Origin of the sequence: Streptomyces sp. TRM68416 (genome assembly GCF_014596915.1) — a bacterium.
Lineage (GTDB): Bacteria > Actinomycetota > Actinomycetes > Streptomycetales > Streptomycetaceae > Streptomyces.
In genome coordinates, this window is record NZ_JACVWU010000017.1 from 97,846 (window position 1) to 123,459 (window position 25,614).

General features: G+C 74.0%; 23 protein-coding genes. 9 read left to right on the top strand and 14 right to left on the bottom strand.

What is annotated here, in order from left to right; all coding sequences use genetic code 11:
* The 4 genes from ICC28_RS25810 to ICC28_RS25825 form a co-directional block, all read right to left on the bottom strand.
* Positions 1-477 (bottom strand): universal stress protein, encoded by a 477-nt coding sequence (locus ICC28_RS25810; protein ID WP_188291094.1) that lies wholly within the window; start codon positions 475-477, stop codon positions 1-3.
* 945 nt (positions 478-1,422) lie between these two features.
* Positions 1,423-1,800, bottom strand: coding sequence for a hypothetical protein (locus tag ICC28_RS25815; RefSeq protein ID WP_188291095.1), 378 nt, complete (start codon positions 1,798-1,800; stop codon positions 1,423-1,425).
* Complete coding sequence (locus tag ICC28_RS25820; protein ID WP_188291096.1) at positions 1,797-2,477, bottom strand: DUF4389 domain-containing protein; 681 nt, start codon at positions 2,475-2,477, stop codon at positions 1,797-1,799. The genes ICC28_RS25815 and ICC28_RS25820 overlap by 4 nt, the downstream gene beginning before the upstream one ends.
* A gap of 145 nt (positions 2,478-2,622) precedes the next feature.
* On the bottom strand, positions 2,623-2,841 hold the full coding sequence (locus ICC28_RS25825) for a hypothetical protein (RefSeq protein ID WP_188291097.1): 219 nt from the start codon (positions 2,839-2,841) through the stop codon (positions 2,623-2,625).
* Positions 2,842-3,098: 257 nt separating this feature from the next.
* On the opposite strand from ICC28_RS25825, the gene ICC28_RS25830 reads away from it, so the two are divergent.
* The 4 genes from ICC28_RS25830 (at position 3,099) to ICC28_RS25845 (ending at position 8,200) form a co-directional block, all read left to right on the top strand.
* Positions 3,099-3,962, top strand: a complete 864-nt coding sequence (locus ICC28_RS25830; protein WP_188291098.1) for a universal stress protein — start codon at positions 3,099-3,101, stop codon at positions 3,960-3,962.
* A 2-nt stretch (positions 3,963-3,964) separates the two neighbouring features.
* The gene (locus tag ICC28_RS25835) at positions 3,965-4,714 is read left to right on the top strand and encodes an HAD family hydrolase (RefSeq protein WP_188291099.1); all 750 of its coding nucleotides are present in this window, start codon (positions 3,965-3,967) and stop codon (positions 4,712-4,714) included.
* The gene (locus tag ICC28_RS25840; RefSeq protein WP_188291100.1) at positions 4,711-7,080 is read left to right on the top strand and encodes a glycoside hydrolase family 65 protein; all 2,370 of its coding nucleotides are present in this window, start codon (positions 4,711-4,713) and stop codon (positions 7,078-7,080) included. Before ICC28_RS25835 ends, ICC28_RS25840 begins: the two co-directional genes overlap by 4 nt.
* Positions 7,081-7,210: 130 nt before the next feature.
* Positions 7,211-8,200 carry an Acg family FMN-binding oxidoreductase gene (locus ICC28_RS25845; protein ID WP_188291101.1) on the top strand — a complete coding sequence of 330 codons (990 nt, stop codon included), beginning with the start codon at positions 7,211-7,213 and terminating at the stop codon, positions 8,198-8,200.
* 1 nt (position 8,201) lies between these two features.
* Here the strand turns inward: ICC28_RS25845 and ICC28_RS25850 are convergent, their stop codons facing one another.
* The 8 genes from ICC28_RS25850 to ICC28_RS25885 form a co-directional block, all read right to left on the bottom strand.
* Positions 8,202-8,561, bottom strand: coding sequence for a twin-arginine translocation signal domain-containing protein (locus ICC28_RS25850; protein WP_188291102.1), 360 nt, complete (start codon positions 8,559-8,561; stop codon positions 8,202-8,204).
* A gap of 133 nt (positions 8,562-8,694) precedes the next feature.
* Positions 8,695-9,036, bottom strand: a complete 342-nt coding sequence (locus ICC28_RS25855; RefSeq protein ID WP_188291103.1) for a hypothetical protein — start codon at positions 9,034-9,036, stop codon at positions 8,695-8,697.
* Positions 9,037-9,455: 419 nt separating this feature from the next.
* Positions 9,456-9,701 carry a hypothetical protein gene (locus ICC28_RS25860; RefSeq protein ID WP_188291104.1) on the bottom strand — a complete coding sequence of 82 codons (246 nt, stop codon included), beginning with the start codon at positions 9,699-9,701 and terminating at the stop codon, positions 9,456-9,458.
* Positions 9,702-10,041: 340 nt separating this feature from the next.
* Complete coding sequence (locus tag ICC28_RS25865; RefSeq protein ID WP_188291105.1) at positions 10,042-11,217, bottom strand: ABC transporter permease; 1,176 nt, start codon at positions 11,215-11,217, stop codon at positions 10,042-10,044.
* A complete protein-coding gene (locus ICC28_RS25870) occupies positions 11,214-12,383 on the bottom strand; it encodes an ABC transporter permease (RefSeq protein ID WP_188291106.1) in 1,170 nt (389 codons plus the stop codon). The genes ICC28_RS25865 and ICC28_RS25870 overlap by 4 nt, the downstream gene beginning before the upstream one ends.
* 6 nt (positions 12,384-12,389) lie before the next feature.
* Entirely contained in the window at positions 12,390-13,340 is a 951-nt protein-coding gene (locus ICC28_RS25875) for an ABC transporter ATP-binding protein (protein ID WP_188291107.1), read from the bottom strand.
* A gap of 9 nt (positions 13,341-13,349) precedes the next feature.
* Entirely contained in the window at positions 13,350-15,689 is a 2,340-nt protein-coding gene (locus tag ICC28_RS25880) for a heavy metal translocating P-type ATPase (RefSeq protein ID WP_411158626.1), read from the bottom strand.
* A gap of 7 nt (positions 15,690-15,696) precedes the next feature.
* Complete coding sequence (locus ICC28_RS25885) at positions 15,697-16,563, bottom strand: universal stress protein (protein ID WP_188291108.1); 867 nt, start codon at positions 16,561-16,563, stop codon at positions 15,697-15,699.
* 210 nt (positions 16,564-16,773) lie between these two features.
* On the opposite strand from ICC28_RS25885, the gene ICC28_RS25890 reads away from it, so the two are divergent.
* Positions 16,774-17,655 carry a universal stress protein gene (locus ICC28_RS25890; protein ID WP_188291109.1) on the top strand — a complete coding sequence of 294 codons (882 nt, stop codon included), beginning with the start codon at positions 16,774-16,776 and terminating at the stop codon, positions 17,653-17,655.
* Positions 17,656-17,657: 2 nt separating this feature from the next.
* Complete coding sequence (locus tag ICC28_RS25895; RefSeq protein ID WP_188291110.1) at positions 17,658-20,318, top strand: cation-translocating P-type ATPase; 2,661 nt, start codon at positions 17,658-17,660, stop codon at positions 20,316-20,318.
* Between the two features lie 183 nt (positions 20,319-20,501).
* Here ICC28_RS25895 and ICC28_RS25900 read toward each other — a convergent pair whose 3' ends face one another.
* Positions 20,502-21,215: a response regulator gene (locus ICC28_RS25900; RefSeq protein WP_188291111.1), complete on the bottom strand. Its 714-nt coding sequence runs from the start codon at positions 21,213-21,215 to the stop codon at positions 20,502-20,504.
* Between the two features lie 266 nt (positions 21,216-21,481).
* On the opposite strand from ICC28_RS25900, the gene ICC28_RS25905 reads away from it, so the two are divergent.
* Entirely contained in the window at positions 21,482-21,913 is a 432-nt protein-coding gene (locus ICC28_RS25905) for an Rrf2 family transcriptional regulator (RefSeq protein WP_188291112.1), read from the top strand.
* A gap of 99 nt (positions 21,914-22,012) precedes the next feature.
* A complete protein-coding gene (locus ICC28_RS25910) occupies positions 22,013-22,429 on the top strand; it encodes a nuclear transport factor 2 family protein (protein ID WP_188291113.1) in 417 nt (138 codons plus the stop codon).
* Positions 22,430-22,589: 160 nt separating this feature from the next.
* On the opposite strand, the gene ICC28_RS25915 is transcribed toward ICC28_RS25910, so the two are convergent.
* A complete protein-coding gene (locus ICC28_RS25915) occupies positions 22,590-23,477 on the bottom strand; it encodes a helix-turn-helix domain-containing protein (protein ID WP_188291114.1) in 888 nt (295 codons plus the stop codon).
* A 179-nt stretch (positions 23,478-23,656) separates the two neighbouring features.
* Between ICC28_RS25915 and ICC28_RS25920 the strand changes: the two genes are divergently transcribed.
* Positions 23,657-25,606, top strand: coding sequence for a maleylacetate reductase and hydroxyquinol 1,2-dioxygenase domain-containing protein (locus tag ICC28_RS25920; protein ID WP_188291115.1), 1,950 nt, complete (start codon positions 23,657-23,659; stop codon positions 25,604-25,606).
* Positions 25,607-25,614: the final 8 nt, after the last annotated feature.

A 25,614-nucleotide genomic window follows, 5' to 3' on the forward strand; every position in this document is an offset into this window, starting at 1 on the left:
TCACCTCGCCAACGCGTGCCCGGCGGTTGTGCGTTCGGGGGCGGGCACCGTCACCACGGGCACCGTGGCGTGCCGCAGACAGGCGCGGCTCACCGAGCCGACGGCGGGCACCACTCCCTGGTCGTGGGGTGTGCGCCCCAGGGCGAGCAGCAGCGCACCGCGCGCGTGCTGGAGCAGCACGCGCGCGGGCGGCCCCTCCGCCACGACCGCGCGCACGTCGGCGCCGGTACGCGGACCGATGGCCTCCGCGACGGCGGACGCCAAGAGCCCCGCGGCCCGCAGCCGCTCCTCGGCGACCGTCGGCCGACCGGACGCCGGCGCGTAGGGCGCCAGCCCGGCGGCGGACGGCTGCCATGCGTGCACGGCGACGACCGGCGTCCCCAAGGTGCGTGCCTGCCCGGCCGCCCAGCGCAGCGCGGCCACGGACGCCTCGGACCCGTCGACGCCCACGACAATCCCGTCGGCGTGGTCGGTCATGGTTTCCTCCCCTGACGGCCTCTCCTTCCAGGCTCCCGGGGACCGGGCGCGCGGGGCGTGGGCCGAGCGGCTCCGTGCCCGTGCCGTTCGGCCCCTGCCACGCGACAGCCACCGAGCAACCCCGGCCCGCCAGCACTCCGGCCCGCCCTACGGCACCGAGCCACCGTCTCCGGCCCCGGCCCGCCGACGACGCCTCCGGCCGGTCACCGGCACCCCGCCCGGCCGGCTGCCACGTGCGCGCCTCACACCGTCGGTGCACCAGGGGGCCCGTGGAGCACGCCTTTGTGCGCCACTCACGCCCGGGACCTTCAGCGTCGCGTCACGGTGGGTTCGGTTCCTCGGCTGTCGGGCCCGTAGCCGGTGCTGCTCGGGTCGGCTTCGTGGTCCGTGGAGCGCTGCCGCATGTGGTGCCCGCAGCGTGAGGCCTTCGGCATGGCGTCGTGGCCGACGTGGCGCCTCGCCCGGGGCTCGCGCCTGTGCCGCCGGGCCCGCTTCGCGTCCTGCCGCGCTCCCCGGTGTGGCGCTCGCGGCCCGAGAGGCCTTCGGCGGCGTGTCGTGCCTCGGCTGCGGAGCCCGTGGATGGTGTCGCCGGGGGTGTGTGATGGTCCTGGGCGCTGTGGGCGCTGTGGGCGCTGTGGGCGCTGTGGGCGCTGTGGGCGCTGCGGGCGCTGCCGGTGCTGTCGGCGGTGGCACCTCGTGGCCACGACCCGCGGCTTCGCGTGGTGGTTGGTTCGTCGCCCCGGCTACGGAGCCCGCCCGAGAGTGCCGGGCCCGCCCGAGAGTGCCGGGATCGCCCGGTTCCGGGCCCGCCCGGTGGTCTGCCGCGCTCCCGGGGGGGGGATGCCCGGCCCCACCCCCGCCGCGCCGCGTGGTCGGTACGGCGCCCCCTCGCATCCCACCAGGCCGCCCCGCGGACGGTGCAGCGCCCCCGACACCACCCCGCCCTCAGAACAGCGCCCCCGGCCAGCTCGCCCAGACCGCGGTGATGACACCCACGTCCAGCAGTACGCCGAGGGTGAGCCACGGGTTGAACCACAGGGCCTTCAGCAGCAGACCGGCAGAGGCCGCGATGAGTGCCGCGGCCGCCCAGCCGCTGCTCTGCACGGCGGCGGCCGAGCCGGCGATGACGTAGAGCATGGCGGTGACGGCGGCCATGCCGATGGCGGCGCGGTCGACGACACGCGCGCGGGGCACGCCGGCTGCGGCGAGGGCCCACGAGTGGCGCGGGTTGAAGGGCTGTTCGGTGGTGTCGTGGGGGAGCCAGACCGTGAGATGGACCAGTCCGTGCACGAACAGGAAGGCGGAGACCAGGGCGACGGTCATGGCAGGGACTCCGGTTCGGCGCCGCCCTGGTCGAGCCGGAATGGTGGATACACGTCGGTGAGGAGGGCGGCGTAGGCGATCGCGCGCAGCGCCCACCGGTTGAGGCCGATCACCAGGTCGAAGATGTCACGCGGGTAGCGCCCGGTGAAGGCCAGGGCGATGCCGGCGAACAGGGTGAGCAGCCCGATCAGCCCGCCGGAGAACCAGGCCACGCGTCCGCCGCCGAGCAGGAAGGCCAGGACCAGGTAGTGGGGGATCGCCAGCAGCCACCACTTCACCAGGACCAGCCCCCGGGAGAGCTCCTCGGGGTACGCGATGTCCCAGCGCGTCGGGTAGTCGGGCACGTCCGCCAGAGTGAAGGGCGGATAGCGGTCGGTGCCGAGCGCGCCGTACGCGTAGTACGCCACTCGCCAACTCCAGCGCATCACGCCGGCGTTGTAGTCGAACAGCGCACGCGGGTACCGGCCGGTGAACAGGATGGCGAAGAACGCCACCACGCTCACCACGACGAACCCCACCCACAGGAAGGCGAGGACGACGAAGTGGGGCAGGGCGAGCAGCCACTTCACCAGCCACAGCCAGCGCGACAGCCCCGTGTCGAGGCGCGCGGTCAGCCGCGCGGGATGGGCAGGGGGCCGTGCTGCGGGACGGGTCGGGTGCATTGCTTCCGTAGCCATGGATCGCTCCTTCCGGATCCGGCCGCTGCTCTCTGAGCAGGCCGGGTGAAGTCGACTCCGGTGCTGAAGGGGTGCGGGGAACTGCGCCACCGGCCACGACGGCGCCGCAGACGAACCACACCCCGACGCGGCACTTCCAGCGCGCTCAGCGGAAGGTGCGGTGGTCGTCGTGGCCGCCCATGTACCGCTTCTCGATGACCACTTCGCGCTCGCCGGGACGCCGGATGGTGCCCGGCGTGGACATGAAGGCCATCAGGCCGAGGATGCCGACGATCATCAGGACCAGGCCGACGATGATCGAGTCGTAGCCGAACACCAGGCTCGCGCCCACGACAACCGCACCGATGAGGATGAGAGGAGGCATTGCAGACCTCCAGGGTCCGCCCGGCCCCGCGCCGGGCCTTGTCGAAACGGGGAGCCGGGCAGGTCGTGGCAACCGCCACGGCCGATCCCCGGGCTCACCTCCAGCGTCCCGCCCGCGCGCGGGCGCCCGTAGGGGCCGAACGGCCCCCGACCCCGGCCGATCCACCCCCTGCGGTCGCCCGCCCGGCCGTGCGACGGTGGAAGGGAGCACCGCGCCGCGACGACCGCGGCGCAGCCCGACGGAAGGCGGTGGGTGGGATGGAGCTGCCCCTGGTCGTGGGCGTCGACGGATCACCCGGCAGCCTCCAGGCGGTCGACTGGGCCGTGGACGAGGCAGCCCGGCACGGTGTGGCCCTGCGCCTGGTCTACGCGTCGCTGTGGGAGCGCTACGAGGCCTCCACCCCGGACGGCGCGTCCGACGAGCTGACGCCGGAGGAGATCGTCGCGACGGCCGCGGACCGTGCCCGCCGCCGCGACCCCGAGGCCAAGGTCTCCGTCGACGTGATCCCCGACGAGGCGACCCACGCGCTGCTCGGCGAGGCCCACCACGCCTTCGCCGTGGTCACGGGATCACGCGGCCGGGGCGAGCTCGCCGGACTGCTCCTCGGCTCCGTCGGACTGACCGTCGCCGCCCGCGCCCACGGACCGGTGATCGTCGTCCGCGGTGACAAGGCCGGCCTGGCGGGCACCCACGAGCGGATCCTGCTCGGCGCCGCCGACCCGGCCGTCGCCGGGGAGGCGACCCGGTTCGCCTTCCGCGAGGCCGAGGCACGCGACTGCGTCCTGGACGTCGTACGCGCCTGGCGCCGTCCCGCGCACGCGACCCCCGAGCACCCCCTGCTGACCGGGGACCCCGCGCTCGCCCACGAGGAGCAGGCCTCCGCCCTGCTCGACGCCGTCCTGCACGACCCCGCGGCCGACCACCCGGGGGTGCGGGTGCGCCGTGCCACCGTGGAGGGGCCGGCCCGCAGGGTGCTGCTGAACCGGTCGGCGGCCGCGGACCTCGTGATCATCGGGGCGCGGCACCGGTCCGGCCACTTCGGCCTCCACCTGGGCCGGGTGGGCCACACCCTGCTGCACCACGCGCAATGTCCCGTCGCCGTCGTCCCCCAGCCGGAGTGACCATGGAACACCCTTCCGCCCTTGCCCCGCAGTGGAACGACGTCCGAGCCGTCGTCTTCGACACGGACGGAGTGATCACCGACTCGGCCAAGGTGCACGCGGCGGCCTGGAAGGAGGCGTTCGACGCCTACCTGCGCGCGCATCCGCCGGCGGATCCCGAGCAGCGCCGGCCGTTCGACGCGAGGGACGACTACCTGCGCCACGTGGACGGCAAGTCCCGCCTCGACGGCGCCGCCGCCTTCCTCGCCTCGCGCCGCATCGACGCCCCGGACGAGACCGTGCGCGAGGTCGCCGCCGACAAGGAGCGGCTGTTCACCGAACGGCTGCGCGCGCACGGCATCGAGGCGTACCCCGGCACGGTGCGCCTGGTGCGGGCGCTGCGCCGGGCGGGCATCCCCGTCGCGGCGGCCTCCGCCTCCCGGCACGCCGGTGAACTGCTCACCCGGGCCGGGGTGCGCGACCTGTTCGACGTCCTCGTGGACGGCGGCGAGGCGGCCCGGCTCGGGCTGCCGGGCAAACCGAAGCCCGACCTGTTCCTCACCGCGGCCGACCGGCTCGGCGTCCCCGCCGACCGCGCCGCCGTCGTGGAGGACGCCGTGGCGGGCGTGGAAGCGGGCCGCAACGGCGGCTTCGCCCTCGTCGTGGGAGTGGACCGCACCGCCGCGGGGGACTCGGCCGGCAGGCTGCGCCGGCACGGTGCCGACCTCGTGGTGACAGATCTCGCCGAACTGCTGAGTGGGGAGTCGACGTGACGGGATGGACCTGGGAGTACGAGGGCTACGAGCCCGCGGACGAACGGCTGCGCGAGTCCCTGTGCACCTTGGGCAACGGCTACTTCGCCACCCGCGGGGCGATCCCGGAGTGCGCCGCCGACGACATCCACTACCCGGGCACCTACGTCGCGGGCTGCTACAACCGGCTCACCTCCGACGTGTCGGGGCGGCAGGTCGAGAACGAGGACATGGTCAACGTTCCGAACTGGCTGCCGCTGCGCTTCCGCCTGCGCGGCGGGCCCTGGCTCACCCCCGACGGCGTGCCGGTGCTCGGCCACCGCCTGGAACTGCGCCTGGCCTCCGGCATGCTGGAGCGCCGCACCCGCTACGACCTGGGCGAGGGACGGTCCCTGACCGTACGTCAGCAGCGGATCGTGCACATGGCCGACCCCCATCTGGCCGCGCTGCGCACCGAGTTCACCGCCGAGGGCTTCTCCGGCGACCTGGAGGTGGAGGCCTGCCTCGACGGCGGCGTCACCAACTCCGGCGTCCCCCGCTACCGCGACCTGGACGGCTGCCACCTGACCCACGTGCACGCCGGCACCGCCACCCCGGAGACCGTCTGGCTGCGCTGCCGCACCCGCACCTCCGACATCCGGATCGGCATGGCCGCCCGGCTCACCTCCGACGCGCCGGTCACCGTACGCAACAAGAACCCGCGCACCACCCAGCACACCGTGCTCGCCCTGGCCGAGGGCCGCACCCGCACCGTCGACAAGATCGTCGCCCTGCACACCTCCCGCGACCCGGCCATCAGCGACCCGCTGTACGCCGCGATCGACCGCGTCGGCCGCGCCCCCGGCTTCGAGGAGCTGCTCGAATCCCACCTCACGGCCTGGGACCAGCTCTGGCGGCGGGCCGCCCTCGACGTCGCCGGGGAGGCGGGCCGCATCCTGCGCCTGCACCTGTTCCACGTGCTGCAGACCCTCTCCCCGCACACCGCCGACCTCGACGTCGGCGTGCCCGCCCGCGGCCTGCACGGCGAGGCCTACCGCGGCCACGTCTTCTGGGACGAACTGTTCGTGCTGCCCTACCTCAACCTGCACTTCCCCGAGGTCTCCCGGGCCCTGCTGCGCTACCGCCACCGCCGCCTGGAACAGGCCTGCACCTCGGCCCTGGCCTCCGGCCGCAAGGGCGCCCTCTACCCCTGGCAGAGCGGCAGCGACGGCCGCGAGGAGACCCAGCAGCTGCACCTCAACCCCAACTCGGGCCGCTGGCTGCCCGACCACTCCCACCTCCAGTACCACGTGGGCTCGGCGATCGCCTACAACGTGTGGCAGTACTACGAGGCCAGCGGCGACGCGGAGTTCCTGCACACCAAGGGCGCCGAGATGCTGCTCCAGATCGCCCGCTTCTGGGCCGACGCCGCCGTCTACGACGACACCCTCGAACGGCACCGCATCAAGGGCGTGGTCGGCCCCGACGAGTACCACGACGCCTACCCGGGCGCGAGCAGCCCCGGCCTCGACGACAACGCCTACACCAACGTCACCGCCGCCTGGGTGCTCACCCGCACCCTGGACCTGATCCGCGCGCTGCCCGAGCCCCGGCGCCGCGAACTCGTCGAGCGCACCGGCCTCGACGGCGGCGAACTGGAGCAGTGGGAGGACGTCTCCCGCACCCTGTACGTGCCCTTCCACGCCGGCGTCATCAGCCAGTTCGAGGGCTACGAAGAACTCGCCGAACTCCCCTGGGAGGAGTACCGCCAGCGCTACGGCGACATCCGCCGCCTGGACCGGATCCTGGAGGCCGAGGGCGACACCGTCAACCGCTACCAGGCCTCCAAACAGGCCGACGTCCTGATGCTCGGCTACCTCTTCGCCCCGGCCGAACTCCAAGGCATCTTCCGCCGGCTGGGCCTCAAGCTCGACGAGGACACCTGGCACCGCACGGTCGACTACTACCTGCACCGCACCAGCCACGGCTCCACCCTCAGCGGCCTGGTCCACGGCTGGGTGCTGGCCCGCGCCCGCCGGGCCGAGGCGTGGAAGTTCTGCCAGGAGGCCCTCCAGGGCGACATCGCGGACGTCCAGGGCGGCACCACCGGCGAGGGCATCCACCTCGGCGCCATGGCCGGCACCCTCGACCTGGTCCAGCGCGGACTGACCGGACTGGAGACCCGCGACGGCGCCCTGTGGCTCGACCCGGTGCCGCTGCCGGAACTCTCCTCCTACGGCTTCGCCGTGCGCTACCAGGGCCACTGGGGCGTGGAGCTGCGCCTGGAGCGCGGCCGGCTGGAGCTCGCGGTCCCCTCCTCCGACGCCTCCCCGATCGACATACGGCTGCCGGACCGCGCCGTCTCCGTCCAGCCGGGGGAGACGGTGCGCCTGAAGCTCGCGGACTGAGCCAGGGACGTATGGCCCCCGGCGGTGACCCCAAGGCCCCTCCCGGCAGCCCGGGCGGGGCGCGAAGCTGGCCTTCCGGAACGGTTCCGAGGGACCGCGCTCGTCCTGCCCCCGAGGGGAGGTGCGCCCCATGCCGGCGCAACCGCTCGACTCCAGCACCGTCGTCGACCTGGTGACCGCGGCCACGGCCGCCCCGTCCCTGCACAACGCGCAGCCCTGGCGGTTCCGCCACCGCTCCGGCAGCGACACCCTCGCCCTGCGCGCCGACCTCGGCCGGGCCATGCCCCGCACCGACCCCGACAACCGCGGGCTCCACATCGGCTGCGGCGCCGCCCTGCTGAACCTGCGGGTCGCCGCCGCCCACCACGGCCTGCACGCCGAGGCCGCGCTGCTGCCCGACCCGGCCGACCCCGGCCTGCTCGCCGTCGTGCGGCTGACCGGCGCCGCCCGGGCGGACACCGAGCCGGCCCGGCTGTTCCCGGCCGTCGCCCGACGGCACACCAGCCGCCATCCGTTCGAGGAGCGGGAGCTTCCGGCCGGCCTCCAGGACAAGCTGGGCGAGGCCGCCCGCGCCGAGGGCGCCGAGCTGTGGTTCCCCGACCGGTGGCACCTGGAGTCCCTGCTCGGCGACATCCTCGACGCCGAGGGCCGCGACAGCCTGGACCCCGAACGACTCCAGGACATCCACCGCTGGACCCTGGTCGGACCGGCCGAGGCCGCCACGGCCGTCGAAGGGATCCCGGAGTACGCCTTCGGCCCCCGCAAGCGCGGCGGCCGCGCCCCCGTACGGGACTTCGCGGGCCGGCGCCCGATGCCCGGCCGACCCTCGGCCGTGTTCGAGACCACCCCGAACCTGGCCCTGCTGGGCACCGCCCACGACCACCCGGCCGACTGGCTGCGCGCCGGCCAGGCGATGGAACGCGTCCTGCTCACGGCCACCCTCGCCGGCCTGGCCACCTCCCTCACCTCCCATGCCCTGGAGGAACAGGACCTACGGGAGACCGTCCGCGACCCGGGGTCGTCGATGGGCTTCGTCCAGATGGTCCTGCGCCTCGGCTACGGCCCCATGGGGACGGCGACACCCCGCCGCCCCGTCCGGGAGGTACTGGAGATCGTGTGAGTCAGTTCAGCGCGGTGGGGGCGGGCCTGCCGTAGAACGTGATCGGCGGCCAGCCCCGGGACACCGCGAAATCACTGAGCAGCTCGGCGATCTCCTGCGGGGTGATCCCGGCGCCGGCCGGCGGTGTCTCGGCTACCTCGACACTGAACTTGACGTACAGCTCGGTGCCCGTGTCGGTGTGCGAGATCCGGGACATCCCGCTGAACAGCGTGTCCGGAGGGAAGACGGCCGACGCGGCCTCCGCCTCCGTCTGCGCCTCCGCGGCCTGGGCCGGCTGCGCCGACGCCGCGCTGCCGAGCACCGCTCCCGCGGCCGTCGTCCCCGAGTAACCGATCAGGGAACGTCTCGAAATGCTGGACAAGGTGACCCCCTCCTCGACGGCCACACGGGTGTCTCCCAGGGCCGCCGCATGATCGTATGCATGTTCGGCACCCGCCCGGAGCTGAACGACTGCGTCCGCTCCTGACCCGGCACGACTCCGGTCGGCCCGCCGGTCACGGCTCGCCCGGAGGGCGGCAAGTCCGCGATCGGTTCGCCGGGGCCGGGCCCGTCCTGGCCTCGGGGTGGTCCTCCCGCAGACGGGCACCTGGACACGGCTGACTGTGGTCAGCGTCAGCAGTCCGGCGGTGACTGTCCCACGCGCCCTCCCTGAGCAAGCCGTCCGTCCCCCGGCGCACCGGCAGATCGGCCAGGGCGCCGCGCAGCTCGGCCTGGCGAGCCTCCCTGGGCGCGGTGGCGATCAGGAACCAGCCGATCAGGGCGGGCCACAGACCGGACAGGTCCCCGGCGAACAGCACCGGGAAGAACCCGGCGGCCACCATGAACCACCCGAGCACGCGGCCGGCGCCCGGCCCCCCCGGGGGCGCTGTCACAGAACGGCGCGCAGCAGCCGCCCGCCGTCCAGCAGGGCGGCGGGTACGGCGGTGAGGACAGCCGGCACGAGGTGGATCAGGGCCGGTCAGGGGGGCGCCTCGACCGCGAACGCGGAAGTGCCGGTTTCCGAGCGCCACCCCGGCCGCCGCGCAGGTCACCGGTACCACGCCTGCGATCCGCAGCTCGCTGTGCCGCCGGGGCGACGCCGCCGGGCAGCCACAGCGCGATGCCGTCCACCGTCACGCCGCTGCGCCGGGCCGTGATCGCGTGCGCCAGCAGGGAAGTGCGGCACACGAGCGCCCTGAGCGGCGCGAGCACCCCGTACAGCCCGGCGCCATGACGGGGACGGGAGTCCGGGAAGCGTCCGGCCGCGGGACGCGCGTCAGGCGGGCTCGTCCAGGCAGCGGGCGGCCAGATCCTTCACCCGGGCCTTCTCGGCCCGCAGCCGCCGCCCCTCGGCGTGCCAGCAACGACGCGCCCGCCGCCGCCAGATCGGCGGTTCACGGCGCGCCCAGTTCCGCAGCGCGATCACCGCGCACGTGTCCTCGACGACCAGCACCATCACGTCCGGCAGCCGCAGCGCGGCCTCCACCCCCACCGTCCGCTCCGCGCACGGCAGATGCAGCACGCTCGGGGAACGTCGGGACGAACGACGCGAAGGGAGCGCGCCCATGATGACCACCTCCGGAAGTCCTGCCGGGGACTGCGGCCCCGCGCGGCAGCGATGTGACTGCCAGGCTGCCCGCCCGGCCGCCCGCCCCGACAGGGGCCGATCGGTCCTGCGCACGGCCGACCGGACCTGGTGGGGGCCCGTCCTCGGTGCACCGCCGGGCGGGCGTGCCGATGGTCTGCCAGGCCTCCTGTCGTTGTCGTCGCAGGCCGTCTGCCGTGTGAGGCGATGGCTGTGCAGCGAGTCGGCCGAGGGGTGTGCGGGAGTGTGCTCGCCGGACGCGGTGCGACCGGCCCCGTCAGCCCCGGGAGCCGGTGACCAGCCGGCGCCGCAGCGACAGGGACGCCACGGTCAGCAGTACGGCGGCGAAGGCGGCGAGGACCGTCAGCTCGCGCAGGATCGCGGTCACGTCCCCGTCCCGGGAGAGCAGCGTCGTCCAGGCGTCGACCGCCCAGGCCTGGGGCACCGCGTGGCCGACCGTGCGCAGCCAGTCGGGGACCAGGGCCAGCGGCCACATGCAGCCGCCCAGCATGCCGAGCCCGATGCCGAGGGCCGGGCCCGCCGCGTGCACCTGCTCCGGCGTACGGAACAGGGCCCCGGCCAGTACCCCGGCACCGGTGCCGACCAGCGCCCACACGGCGACCAGGACCCCGGCGGCCAGCGGGTCGCCCCACGCCACGTCGAAGGCCAGCGCGCCGATGCCGACGATCAGCAGGGACTGCAGCACGGCCAGCAGCAGATAGGCGACCGTCTCGCCGAACACCAGCGTGCGCGCGCCGACCATCGCCGCGAGCGCCCGCGCGTACACGCCCGTCCGGCGGGTCTGCACGATGGCGGCGCCGCCCGCGAGGGCGTTGATGAACACGAACAGCACCAGCATGGTGGGCGTGCTGTAGCTGTAGCCGAGCGGCAGGAAGTCGCTCTGGCCGTTGACGGTCTCGGCGCGCACGGCGATCGGGGCGGCGGCCCGCTCGGCGCCGCGGGCGAGCGCCAGGTTGTCGTCGAAGGAACCGCCGGTGACGTCACCGGCGAAGCGGGCGGCCTGGATGCCCGCCGCGTGGTCGGCCACGACGGCCGACACCGAGGTCACGGCGGAGTGCCCGGCGCTGCCCGAGGGCTCCACCAGCACCCGCACGGTCACCGTACGGCCGTCCCGTACGTCGGTGTCGAGACCGTCCGGCACCACGACGACCGCGTCCAGTTCGGCGCGGCGCAGCGCGGTGCGCGCGTCGTCCTCCGTGGCGTAGGTACGGGCCCGCAGCCCGGGCGCCTCCCTCAGCTCCGACGTCAACTCCTGTGCCACCGGGCCGGATCGGGCGGCTGGCACGAGGCCGATCCGGAACTGGTCGAAACCGCTCACGGTCACCCCGATGACGACGATGATGGCGACCGGCAGCAGCACCATGAAGAACAGCGCGGTGCGGTCGCGCAGCATCCGCGCGAGGGTCGCCCGGGTCACGGCGAGCGCGGTCATGGCGTCCTCCTCAGCCGAATCAGCAGGGCGGTCACCGCGGCCACGACGACCGAGAACGCGGCGATGCCGAGCAGCGGGGCGCCCACGGCGTCCCAGCCGCGCACCCCGGTGCCCAGATCGGTGAACCCGCGCAGCGCCCAGCCGTTGGGGGTGAACAGGGCGAGCGTGCGGATCGCCGGCGTGGTACCGGAGGCGAACACGAAGTTCCCGCCGAGCAGGACGAGCGCGAAGACCAGGATCGAGGCGAGCCCCTGCGCCTGCTGCTCGGTCCGTACCAGCGCGATGACCAGCGCCGTCAGACACACCACGCACACCGCCATCGCCACGCTGAGCGCCGCCACCCCGAACGGGTCGGCCCAGTCGGCGTCGAAGGCCAGCCACGACACGACCGTCACCGTGGCGAGGCCCGCCAGGCTGTAGACGAACGTCGACACCGACTTGCCGATCAGCAGCGCGCTCCGTGCGACCGGCGCCGCGGCGATCCGGTCGAGGGTGCCCTGCTGCTGTTCGACGAAGTAGCTGCGGGCGCCGAATCCGACGCTGAACAGCACGAAGAACATGCCCATGCTGGGCCCGAAGTAGCTGATCACCTTCAGCGGGTCGTCCGGCAGCCCCTCGGCCCGTACCTCTTCGGGCAGCCGCAACAGGGCGGCCCTGGCGGCCAGTTCGGGGACGTCCGTCTCCGCGGCCCCCGCGGCGACCGCGGTGGCGACCGACAGCCGGTCGGCGTTGACCTGCGCGACGTAGGACTCGGTGACCGCGCGGGCCAGCTGCGCCTGGAGGCCGTAGTCGACGCTGTCCAGGACGGTGACGGCGTTCGCGGCACCGCCGTGCAGCGACCGGGTGAACCCCTGGGGCACCACGATCGCGGCGTGCACGTCGCCCGCGTCCACCGCCCGCCGCGCCGCGGCCTCGGTGTCGTAGGAGCGCACCTGGACGGTGTCGTCGAGCTCCGGGCCGGTGAGGACCTGGACGAGCCCGGTGGCGGCCGGGCCGCCGTCCAGGTCGACGACGCCGAGGTTCGCGCGGAACTCGTCGTTGTTGTTGAACGCCAGGGCCATCAGGGCGGAGATCAGCACGGGCGCGAGGAACACGATCACCCAGGCCGACCGGTCGCGCAGCCGCTGCCGCAGGTCCTTGGCGGCGATGGCGAGTACGACACGCACGGCCGCTCACTCCCTCAGCGCGGTGCCGGTCAGATGCAGGAACACCGCCTCCAGGTCGGGTTCGTCGATCTCCACGCTGCGGATGTCGACGTCCAGGTCGTGGGCGAGGTCCAGCAGGTCCGGCAGCAGGCTGCGGGCGTCCTTGACGACCAGTTCGACCACGTCGCCGTCGTCACCGCCGCGGGCGGCGCCCTCGACCCGGGCCAGCCGGCGGCAGGCCTCCGTGTAGGCGGCGAGGCCGCCGACGGCGGTCAGCCGGATCCGGTCGCGTTCGGCGACCAGCCGCACCAGCTCGCGCGGGGTGCCCTCGGCGACCAGCCGGCCCCGGTCGATGATGCCGACCCGGTCGCACAGCCGCTCGGCCTCCTCCATGTAGTGCGTGGTGTAGAGGACGGCCATGCCCTCCTCGCCGAACCGGGTGACGCTCTCCAGGATCGCGTGCCGGCTCTGCGGATCGACGCCGACGGTCGGCTCGTCCAGCACCAGCAGCGTCGGCGCGTGGACGAGTCCGGCACCGATGTTCAGCCGCCGGCGCATGCCGCCCGACAAGGACTCCACGCGGTCACCGGCCCGGGAGCCCAGGTCGATCAGGTCCAGGACCTCGTCGACGCGGCGCTCCAGCCTGCGGCGCGGCAGCCGGTACAGGCGGCCGAAGAAGCGGAGGTTCTCGCGCACGCTCAGATCCGGATACAGCGCCACGTCCTGCGGGACGAAGCCGATCAGCTGCTTGGCCGGCCCGGCGGAGGTGCCCACCGGGCGGCCCGCCACGCGCACGGTCCCGGCGTCGGGGCGCAGCAGTCCGCACACCATCCGGATCGTCGTCGTCTTCCCCGCGCCGTTCGGCCCGAGCAGCCCGTACGTCTCTCCCGGCGCGATGCGCAGACTGACCTCGTCGACGGCGGTGCGCTCGCCGAACCGCCGGACCAGACGGTCGCACGCGAGCACGGGTTCGTTCATGGCGTCACCTCACGGTGCCAGGGAGAAGTAGCTCTCCTCTTCTTGCGTGAAATGCAGGCGCAGCACGGTGTGCAGCCCGTAGAGGCAGGCCCGCAGGTCGTCGAGCTGCTCGGGGGCCAGGTTCCCGTCGGGCCCGGCCAGCGCGAGGTGGGTCTCGACGCGGCGGGCGAGGCGGTCGATCTCGACGTGGGCGCGGCTCATCGTGGCCGTGGCCTCGGGGCCGCCGAGCGTGGGGGCCAGCGCAGGGTAGAGCTGGTGCTCCTCGGCGTGCTCGTGCGGCAGCAGACGCTCGGCGAGCAGGCGGTGCACCTCGCGCACCGACGCCAGCGCCTCGGGCCCGGGGTCCGCCGACAGCCGGTCGGCGGCCGAGCGCACCGCCTCCAGCACCTCCTGCAGATCGTCGTGCTCCGCGGCGAACCGGCGGATGAGGGCCTCGGTGGACTGCGGGAGCACCGGTCGTGCGGACCGGTCGCCGCCCAGTGCGCGCAGGGCGTTGAGGATCACCACGACGTCGATGCCCTCCTGGAGCAGGGCGCCGGCGGCCGGCGGCAGCAGACCGAACGCGGCGGCCGCCATCGCCGCCAGCGACATCAGCATGCCGCCCAGCGCGCTCTGCACCGCGATGCGCCGGGACCGTACGGCGATGGCGACGGCGTCGGCCAGACGGTCCACCCGGTCGCAGGTCAGCACGATGTCGGCGGCCTCGGAGGAGGCGGTGGAGCCGCGGGCGCCCATCGCCACCCCGACGTCGGCGGCGGCCAGCGCGGGCGCGTCGTTGACGCCGTCGCCCACCATCACGGTGACCGCACGGTCGCGTTCGGCGCGGACCGCGGCGACCTTGTCCGCCGGGGAGAGACCCGCCCGTACCTCGTCCAGGCCGAGCACGGCCCCGGCTTCGCGGGCCGGTGCCGCGCGGTCGCCGGTGAGCATCACGATCCGCTCGATGCCCGCCGCGCGCAGCCGCCGCAGCGTGCGCGGCGCGTCGTGGCGCAGCGGATCGCGCAGCAGCACGGCCCCGACCGGGCGGCCGTCCACGCCGAGCCAGGCGATCGCCGCTCCGTCCAGCGCAGCCCGGTTGTCCGCCGCGCGCGCCCAGGCGGGCAGCTCGACGCCGGGTGCCAGGCGGCCCACGGTCATCCGGCGGCCCGCGACGGTGCCCGCGGCACCGCGGCCGGGCTCCTCGGACACGTCCGTGGGCAGCGACAGGCGCAGGCCCCGCTCGCGGGCCGCGTCGAGGAGGGCCCGCGCCAGCACGTGCGGCGAGTACCGGTCGAGCGAGGCGGCCAGCCGCAGCACCTGCGTCGGCTGCCAGCCGGGGGCCGCGATCACGTCGAGCACCCGGGGGCGGCCCACGGTGAGCGTGCCGGTCTTGTCCAGCAGCAGCGTGCGGGCCCGCCCGAGGTTCTCCAGCGCGCCGCCGTCCCGGACCACCACACCGCGCCGCGAGGCCCGCGACAGACCGGAGACGACGGCCACCGGGGCCGCCAGCAGCAGCGGACAGGGCGTGGCGACGACCAGCACCGCCACCGCCCGTACGGCGGAACCGGTGACCAGCCAGGCGAGTCCCGCGGCGGCCACGGCGAGCGGCAGGAACCAGGCCGCGTACCGGTCGGCCAGCCGCACCACCGGCGCGGACTGTGCGCCCGCCTCCCGGGCCAGCCGGACGATCCCCGCGTACGTGCTGTCCTGCTCGGTCGCCGAGGCGCGCAGGGCGAACGCGCCGCCCGCGTTGACCACCCCGCTGCGCACGCCCTCGCCCGGCGCGCGGTGCACGGTCAGCGGCTCCCCGGTCAGCACCGACTCGTCGAGCACGGCCGGGTCCTCGGCCACGGTTCCGTCGACCGGGACGACCTCGCCGGGCCCGACGACGAGCAGGTCGCCGACGGCCACCTCGGCCAGGGGCACCACGCGCACGTCGTCGCCGGCGCGGCGCCGGGCGGTACGGGGCGCGTGCTCCAGCAGGGCACGCAGGTCGCGCGAGGCACGCCGCTGTGCGGCCGCCTCCAGGGTGCGGCCGGTGGCGAGCATGAGCGCGATCAGCGAACCGGCCAGGTACTCGCCCACGGCGAGCGTGCCGCCGAGCGCCAGGACCGCGATCAGGTCCACGCCCGCCCGGCCGTGCCGCAGCGCGCCCAGCACCCAGCCCACGGCGGGCCCTACGGCGGCGACGGTCCCCAGCGCCCAGCACAGATCGGCGGCCCCGGGGGCGCCGGCCAGCCGGAAGGCACCGCCGGCCGCCAGGGCGACGACGGTGCCGGCCAGCAGCAGCGACTCCGGCGGCGGCAGCCTGGAGAACACCGCGGCGCACTGCCGCAGCGGTCTCCTCGGCCGCACGCGGTCCGTGGACACGGCGGGCTCAGCCGTTCGGGACGACGGCGACCGGGCACGGCACGTGGTGCAGGGCCGCGTGGGCGACCGGGCCGAGCTTCCAGGTCAGGCGGGACGGCTGACGCCTGCGGCCCACGACGGCGAGGCAGGCGTGGGCGGAGGCGGTCAGCAGGACCTGCGCGGCGGGTCCTGCGGCGGTGTGCTTGATGACGGGCACGTCCGGGAACTTCTCCCGCCACGGGGCCAGGGTCTCGGCGAGCCGGGCGCGGGCCTGGCCCTCGATGTCCTCCGCCGTCGACGTGACCAGCGTGGACAGGGGCACCGCCGTCACCGCCCGCAGCCGGTGTCCGTGGGCCGCGGCCGTGGTGAAGGCGAACTCCAGCAACGGATCGGCGTCCGGGCCGGTGTGCTGCAGGCCGACGACGACCTCGTTCTTGTCCGCCGTCGCGGGGTGCTCCCAGCCCGCCTCGACGGCCGGATCACCGGCCCGCACGGCGACGGCCGGGCACGGCGCGAGCCCCAGCACGTGCAGACTGATGGAACCGAGCAGGAAGCTCGCCACCGAGCCGTGTCCGCGCGAGCCCAGGACGAGCAGCGAGGCGCCCTCGGCCCGGTCCAGCAGCGCCTGCCCGGCGGGTGCCGAGACCAGCTCGGTGCTCAGGTCGAGGTCGGCGTGCCGGTGCAGCAGCTCGGCCGAGACGCGGGTCAGGACCTCCTGCCCGTAGCGCTGCTTGTTGTGCGCCTCCTGGGCGATCGGCACGTCCAGCGGCTGCGTGGTCCAGGAGTGCAGCATCAGGAGCGGCAGATGCCGCTCCACGGCCTCGCGGGCGGCCCACCATGCGGCGGTCACGCTCGCGGGCGAACCGTCGAGCCCGACGACGACGGGTCCGGTCATGACACACCTCCGGTAACGGCGCGGCGGACTGCCGCGCGAGTGCTCCCCTGCTTCAAGACTCGGCGCGCGCCACCCCCGGGGGCGAGGGCCGGACGGGGCGTCCCCCGGGCCGGACGGCCCTGTGCGGGACTCGCCGGACGGGGAGAGGGTGGAAGCCGGGCCCTGCGGAAACCCGTGTGCCCGACAGAGCCCGCAGAAGGGAGACCGGCGATGAACGGTCCTGTTGTCGTGGGAGTGGACGGCTCCGAGTCCAGCCTGACCGCCGTGGAGACCGCGGCGCGCGAGGCCGCGCTGCGCGGAGTGGGGCTCCGCCTGGTGCACGCCTTCGGCTGGCCGTCGGTACACGTGCCGCCCGGGGTGCCACCCTGGAGTCCGGCCCGCGCGGGCGTGCGCGAGCTGATCGACGGCACGCTCACGGAGGCCGAACGCCGGGCGCGCACGGTCGCACCCCATGTGGAGATCGCCCGCGAGGTCGTCGTGGGCGAGCCGGTGATGGTGCTGGAACTGGAGACACGGACCGCGTCCCTGGCCGTCGTCGGCAGCCGGGGCCTGAGCCGCTTCGGCAGCCTGCTGCTCGGCTCCACCGCCGCGCACCTGGCCGCCCACGCCCGCTGTCCGGTCCTGGTCGTGCGTGGCAGGCCCGAGCCGGCCGGACCGGTCCTGCTGGCCGTGGACGGATCGCCGCAGGCCGCACCGGCCGTCGAGTTCGCCTTCGCGCAGGCCTCCCTGCACGGCACCGACCTGGTCGCACTGCACGCCTGGAACACCCGCACCGAACGCGCCTACCAGGCGCCCGGCGATCCGCCCTTCGTCACCTACGACGAGGACCGGCTGCGCGACGAGGAGGAGCGGGTGCTCGCCGAGGCGCTCGGCGGGCTGCGGGAGAAGTACCCGGACGTCGTGGTGCGGCGCGAGCTGGCGCGCGGCCGGATCCGGCACACGCTGATCGAGGCCACCGCCGACGCCGGGCTCGTCGTGGTCGGGGCCCGCGGCCGGGGCGGCTTCACCGGGCTGCTGCTCGGCTCGGTCAGCCAGGCCGTCCTGCACCACGCGCACTGCCCGGTCGCCGTCGTACGCGCCGGAGGCGAGTGACCATGGACGCACTGGCGACCACACAAGTCGCGGGGGAGGACGTCCACCAGCTGACCCCCGCCCAGGTGGCGGACCGGCTCGGCGTCGACCCGGCGGCCGGGCTCAGCACCCACGAGAGCGTCGAACGGGCGGCCGAACACGGGCCCAACCGGCTGGCCGAACCGGCCCGCCGCCCGGAGTGGCTGAAGTTCCTCGACCAGTTCCGCAACTGGCTGATCGGCATCCTGCTGCTCGCCGCGGTGGTCGCAGCGGCGATCGGCGACCTCAAGGACGCGCTGGTCATCACCGTCGTCCTGCAGATCAACGCCGTGCTCGGCTACCTCCAGGAGCGGCGCGCCGAACGCAGCCTTGAGGCGCTGCGCCGGATGCTGGTGCCCACCGCCCGGGTCCGCCGCGACGGCACGGAACGCGAGGTCGAGGCGTCCGCCCTGGTCCCGGGGGACGTGGTGCTGCTGGAGGCGGGCGACCGGGTGCCGGCCGACGGGCGTCTCGTCGTCGCGGAGTCGGTGGAGGTCGCCGAGGCCGCCCTGACCGGCGAGTCCCAGCCGGTCGCCAAGAGCACCGCGCCCACCGGCCCGGTGCCGCTCGCCGAGCGCACCGGCATGCTGTACATGAACACCGCCCTGACCCGGGGCCGCGCCGAGATGGTCGTCACGGCCACCGGCATGCGCACCGAACTCGGCGCCATCGCCGAGGCGTTGCGCACCGGCGCGGAACCGCCCAGCCCCCTCCAGGTCCAGCTGGACAGCCTCGGCCGCCGACTGGCCCTGCTCAGCGGCGTCGCCATCGTCGCGTACGCGCTGATCGCCCTGCTGCGCGGCGAGGGCCTCGGAGACCTCGCGCTGCGCGCCGTCGCCCTCGCGGTCGCCGCCATTCCCGAGGGCCTGCCCGCCGTCCTGGCCCTCACCCTCGCGCTCGGCGTCTACCGAATGGCCCGCCGCGGCGCCATCGTCAAGCGCCTGGCCTCCGTCGAGTCACTGGGCTCGGCCACCGTCGTGTGCAGCGACAAGACCGGCACCCTGACCCTGAACGAGATGACCGTCCGCTCCCTGTGGACCGCCGGCCGCCGCTACGACGTCACCGGCGAGGGCTACGGCGTCCAGGGCGCCGTCCGCGACGCCATGGGCACCGACCGCGCCGACGAACTGCGCGACGCCGTCCTGCCGTTCGCCCTGTGCAACGACGCGCACCTGACCGACGACGGCTTCGTCGGCGACCCGACGGAGGCGGCCCTGGTCGTGCTGGCCGCGAAGACAGGCATGGACGCCGACGGGCTGCGCGCCGAGCTGCCGCGCACCGCCGAACTGCCCTTCGACGCCACCACGAAGTACATGGCCACCTTCCACACCGAGCCCGACGGCCGCACCCGCGTCCACGTCAAGGGCGCGGTCGACGTCCTGCTCGACCGCTGCACCGAGGTGCTCACCGAGGACGGTGTGCGGGAGTTCGACGCCGGGCTGCGGGACGAGGTCCTCGCCGTGACCGGGCAGCTGGGCGGGGCGGGACTGCGGGTCCTGGGCGCCGCCACCGCCGTACTCGACGGGCCGCCCGACCCGGCCGAGCTGCCCGGGCTCACCCTCGTGTCGGTGGCCGGGATCGCCGATCCGCCGCGTCCGCAGGCCCGGGACGCGATGGCGCTGTGCCGGTCCGCCGGCATCGCCGTGAAGATGATCACCGGGGACCATGCCGCCACCGCCGCCGCCATCGCGCACGAGCTGGACATCACCGGCGAGGTGGTGACGGGCGCCGAACTGGAGGCGATGACCGAGGAGGAACTCGCCGGGCGCATCGACGGCATCGGCGTCTTCGCCCGGGTCGCCCCCGAGCACAAGGTCACCATCGTGCAGGCGCTCAACCGCCGCGGCCACATCGTCGCCATGACCGGCGACGGCGTGAACGACGCCGCCGCGCTGCGGGCCGCCCACATCGGCGTGGCCATGGGACGCACCGGCACGGACGTGGCCAAGGAGGCCGCCGACGTGGTGCTCACCGACGACGACTTCTCCACGATCGTGCGGGCCGTCCGCGAGGGACGGGCCATCTACGACAACATCGTCAAGTTCGTGCGCTTCCAGCTGTCCACCAACGTCGGCGCGATCCTGACCCTGCTGGGCGCCTCCCTGGTCGGCCTGCCCGCCCCCCTGACGGCGGCCCAGCTCCTCTGGATCAACATCATCATGGACGGGCCGCCCGCGATGGCCCTGGCCGTCGACCCCGCCCGCGACGACGTGATGCGGCACCCGCCGCGCGACCCCCGGGAACGCATCCTGAGCATGCGCCGCCTGCTGGCCATCACCCGGGCCGGCGCGGTCATGGCCCTGGGCACCGTGGGTCTGCTGGCCCTGGCCCGCGAGCGCATCGACACGGACACCGCGCTGACCATGGCGTTCACCACGTTCGTGCTGTTCCAGCTCTTCAACTCGCTGTGCGCCCGCGCCGACGACGGCCCCCTGCTCGGCCGCCACCAGCTGCGCAACCGCACCCTGTGGCTGTGCCTGGCCGGCGTCCTGGCCATCCAGGTCGTCGCCGTCCACCTGCCCTGGGCGCGCAGCGTCTTCGGCACGGTCCCGCTCGACGCGGCCCAGTGGGCGCTGTGCGTGGGCACGGCCTCGCTGGTGCTGGTGGCGGAGCTGGTGGTCCGGGCGGTCCGGGGGCGCCGGTGAGGGCGACCCGGCCCGGCGGTGAGGCCGAACCCGCCCGGCGGCCGGTGCCGTACCGCTCAGCGGGCGGTGCGGCACCGGAGTCGGGCTGCGGACCCTGCCTGGTGGCGAGGCGGACCCACCCCGGCGGGTGCCACCCCGCCCGGCGGCAGGTGTGGCCCCGCCCGGCGGCGGGTGCCGTACCGCTCAGCGGGCGGTGCGGCCGCCGGTGTCGGGCTGCTGCTCCGGCTGTTCCAGATGGGTCGCGAGCACGGCCGCCTGCACCCGGCGTTGCACACCGAGCTTGGACAGCAGCCGGGAGATGTGGTTCTTGACCGTCTTCTCCGACAGGTACAGCCGCTTGCCGATCTCCCGGTTGGTCAGCCCGTCGCCGATCAGCGCGAGGATCTCCCGCTCGCGCGGCGACAGGCCGGCCAGCTCGGGGGCCTCGGCAGGCTGCTCGGCGGGCTCCGTGCGCAGGGACTTCATCAGGCGGGCGGTCGTCGCGGGGTCCAGCATCGACTGGCCGGAGGCGACCGTGCGCACCGCCGAGACCAGGTCCGAGCCGCGGATCTGCTTCAGGACATACCCCGACGCCCCGGCCATGATGGCGTCCAGCAGGGCATCGTCGTCGTCGAACGAGGTCAGCATCAGCACCGCCAGCTCCGGCATCCGGCTGCGCAGCTCCCGGCAGACGGAGATCCCGTCCCCGTCGGGCAGGCGCACGTCGAGGACGGCCACGTGCGGCCGTACGGCGGGGGCGCGGACAAGGGCGTGCGCGACGTTCTCGGCGTCGCCGACCACCGAGATGTCCGGCTCGGCGTCCAGCAGGTCGGACAGGCCGCGCCGGACCACCTCGTGATCGTCCAGCAGGAAGACGCGGATCGGATCCTGCGCCGTGAATGTGCGTGACTCGGTCATCTCGACCCCTTCGTCCCCGGTGACGTGGACGGACTGCGGGCCGCCCACAGCCGATCGTCACCCGCCGGGGCCGAAGGTACCAGGGCCGACCGGCCCGGGTCGCTACGGCGAGACTCCGTCCCGGCGCACGGACCATATGCGGCGGAGCGGTTGTGCTTGCCCTCCGCGACGAGGCGGGTCCGGCCGGCCCCGCAGGGCTTGCCGCATGCAGTTGTAACAAATGTGGTTACGATTGGGGTCGAGTGTCATGGGAGGTGGGGTCCGGCATGAGTGCCAACAGCAGACTGACCATCGCGGCGCACGCCCTGACATGGATCGGGTTGTATCAGCGGCGTGGCCACGAGGTCGCCACCTCCGAGCAGATCGCGACGAGCGTCAACACCAACCCCGTGGTGATTCGCCGCCTGCTGGGTGAGCTGCGCAAGGCCGGCCTGGCCGATTCACGGCGAGGTGCGGGGGCGGGCTGGATGCTCGCGCGGGACCTGGCGGCGATTACTCTGCTCGACGTCTATCGGGCGATCGAAGCGGGGCCGGTCTTCGCCCTGTATCGCGCGACGCCGGACCCCGAGTGCGTGGTGGGCCACGGCATCGGGCCGGTGATGACCGCCGTGTACGACGGTGTGGAGGCCGCCCTGTGCGGGGAGCTGGCCAAGACCACGCTGGAGGACGTACTGCGGGACATCTTGAAAGCCGCCTGACCTCGGACCGCACGCTTTCCCTGGCCGAGGGGAGCCGCAGTCCACACCCATTGATGTAACCAAATTCGTTACGACGAAGAGATGGAGAAGACAAGGGCGATGGCAACAGACACTCAGATCTCGCGGACCGTGGCCGAGAAGTTCGTGGAGCGCCTCGGCCGGCAGGACCGCGACGGCATCCAGGAACTGTTCTCCGAGGAGATCGACTGGTATGTCCCCGACAGCACCGCGCTGCCCTGGACCGGGCGCCGGACACGCCGGGAGCAGGTCGCGCCGTACTTCACCACGATGTGGTCGCACTTGGCGGAAGGCCGGAGCAAGGTTGTGCTGGAGCGCTTCATCGTCGACGGTGGTGACGTGGTGCTGCTGGCGGTCTTCACGCACACCGCCGCACCCACCGGCAAGGAGTTCACCACACCGGTGGCCCTGCACCTGGCGATCGAGGACGGCCGGATCACCCGCCTGCACGTGTACGAGGACACGCTGGCCGTCGCCGAGGCGTTCGACGCCGGCTGAGCGGAGGGACTTCAGGGCCCCTGTGGACTGAGCATCGGCAACACGGAAGTTGGAACGAACCATGAACGAAAACGCCCTCCACGCGCAGCGCGAGGCAACAGCCGTCCCGTACTTCCGCCTGCCGCCGATCCGGCACTCCTCGAACTGGCTCTGAGCTGTGTCAGCCCTCGCGGCGCAGTGCGGCCGGTGTCGTGCCGAGGTGGGAGCGGATCACTCGGGTCAGGTGTTCCTGGTGGGAGAAGCCGCAGGCGGCCGCCACCTGGGCGATGGGCATGGATCCGGCGCGCAGGAGGCGGGCGGCCCGCTCCACGCGCAGCCGCACGAGGTACCGGTGCGGAGGGCACCCCGTGCGGGCCCTGAAACGCCGGGCGAACTGGCTGACACCGAGCCCCGCGGCCGAGGCGAGGTCCTCCAGCGACAGCGGCTCGGAGAGCCCGGCGTCCATGAGTTCCCGAACGGCCGCGAACTGCCGGTCGCTCAGGCCTGCTTGCCGCTGTTTCGGCTCGGCGACGGAGTGCCGAACGCTGTGGCGGCGGGCCAGTTGGGCCGCGGTCATGAGCGCGAGCTGATCCGCATAGGTGCTCGCGCTGGGCTCCCAGCGCCGTACCACACCATCGAGCGCCAGAACGAGCTGCTCCAGCAGCGGATCCGTGGTGCCGAACTCCTCCTTCAGCCGCACCGGCCGACCGTCCTCCGCCGTCTCTGCCGTCGCCTGGAGGGCCGCGTCCGCCAGATAGACGTGCACCGTGTTCAGATGACCGCCGAGTTCCACGTCCAGCTCCGTGGCGGCCGGATGCAGGAACAGCCCACCGGGCGGAACCTGCCGTGCGGCCGTCAACCCCCGGCGTCCCCTCCGGACCCTGACCGGGCCGTCCAGATGCAGGATCACCAGGTGGCTGTCGGCGCCCTGAAAAGCGTCCCGGTACGGCAGTTCCCGTTGCGTCGATACGTACAACTGCTCCCAGCCAAGTCCCGTGCTGGTGCGGACCGGACGCACCCCGGGGCGCGTCAGGATGCCGTGGGTGTCACCGAGGCCCAGCTCGCTCATGAGGCCCTCCTTCGGGGCACAGTCGTGCTGCCCTCCGGCACGGCCGGGCAAGCACGGCACGGGCCGCGGCCCGACGCCGCTTTTGTGCAAGGCGATGCCGAGATTATGCAGGAACGGCGGGCGCACGGGCCCGAATACTGCGGTAGACCCACAGGCCTCGCAGCATGGAGAGCGGCTTCATGAGGAGTTTCGTGCACACCACCGGCCCCAGCCGGGTGGTGTTCGGCGCGGGCACGGTTCCGCGGGTCAGCGAGGAGGTCGAGCGTCTCGGCGGGACCCGGGTACTGCTCCTCTCCGGCGGATCCCCGGCCCTGCGCAAGGACGTCGAACGGCTCCGCGCAGCGCTGGGCGACGTGGCGGTGGCCGAGTTCGACGGCGCGGCCATGCACACCCCCGTCGAGGTGACCGAGCGGGCCCTGCGCCTGCTGCGCGACCGGGACGTGGACTGCCTGGTGGCCATCGGTGGAGGCTCGACGACCGGCCTCGCGAAGGCGCTGGCCGTACGCACTGACCTGCCCCAGGTCATCGTGCCGACCACCTACGCCGGCTCCGAGGTCACCCCCGTGCTCGGGGAGACGGCGGACGGCCGGAAGGTCACCCGGTCCTCGCCGGCGATCCTGCCGGAAACGGTCGTGTACGACGTGGAGCTCACCCTCGGGCTGCCGCTCCCGATGTCGGTGACCAGCGGCGTCAACGCACTGGCCCACGCCGTGGAAGCCCTCTACTCACCGGACGCCACTCCGGTCACCGACGCCATGGCCCTGGAGGCCGTCGCGGCCATAGCCCGTGCCCTCCCCGCCCTCCACGACGACCCCTCCGACATCGAGGCCCGGGCGGAACTGCTGCAGGCGGCCTGGCTGGCGGGCACCTGCCTCGGTGCCGTCGGCATGGGGCTGCACCACAAGCTCTGCCACACCCTGGGCGGCACCTTCGGTCTGCCGCACGCCGAGACCCACACCGTGGTCCTTCCGCACGCCATGGCGTACAACGCGCCCGCCGTACCGGAGGCGATGGACCGTATCGCGCGCGCCTTGGGCGCCCCCGATGCGCCCACCGGTGTCTTCGACCTGATCCGCAGGGTCGGCGGCCCGACGTCGCTACGCGATCTCGGCATGGCGGCGGCCGATCTGGACCGCGCGGCGGAACTGGCCACCGCACAGCCGTATCCGAACCCGCGCGAGCTTACCCGCGGCGGTCTCGCGGACCTGCTGGGAGACGCCTGGCACGGCCACCGCCCGCAGGCAGCGGCCGCCTCCGCACCCGACCTGCGCCCGCTGACCGACGAGGTCGTGGCGAGCTTCGGCGGCTGCACGAACCCGCGCCTGAAACAGCTGCTCACCGATCTCGCGCGCACCCTGCACGCCTACACCATCCGCAACGACCTCACCCCGCGGGAGTGGCAGCGGGCCATCGACTTCCTCACCGCGGCCGGCCACATCACCACCGACACCCGGCAGGAGTTCATCCTGCTCTCCGACACCCTCGGTGTGTCCAGCGTGGTCGACGCCCTCGCCAACTCCCGTAACCCTGACACCACTTCCTCCGCCATCCTCGGCCCCTTCTACGTGGCAGGGCCGCCCTCCGCCGGACACGGCAGCGACATCGCCGGAGAGTTCACGGGCACACCGATGTGGGCGGACATCCAGGTGACCGACCAGGAAGGGCAGCCGGTCGCCGGTGCCGTGGTGGACGTGTGGCAGTCCAACGAGGACGGCTTCTACGACGTCCAACTGCCCGACCTGGACGGGCCGGTGCTGCGCGCCCGGTTCACCACGGATGCCGACGGACGGTTCACGTTCTGGTCGATCCTCCCCTCGGAATACCCGATCCCGGACGACGGACCGGTCGGCAGGATGCTCTCCGCCGTGGGCCGCCACCCCTACCGCGCCCCGCACGTGCACTTCCTGATCAACGCCACCGGCCACCAGCCGCTGATCACCCAGTTGTTCGTCCGGGGCGGGGCCTACCTCGACGGAGCCCCCGGGCGGCGGGATGCGGTCTTCGGCGTCAAGGACGACCTGATCACCGACTTCGTCCGGCGAACCGGCCCGACGCCCGACGGCCGGCCCGTCGACGGTGAGTGGCGCCTGCTCGAGTTCACCTTCCGCATCGCGCGCCTCGGCGACTGAGCACGCCT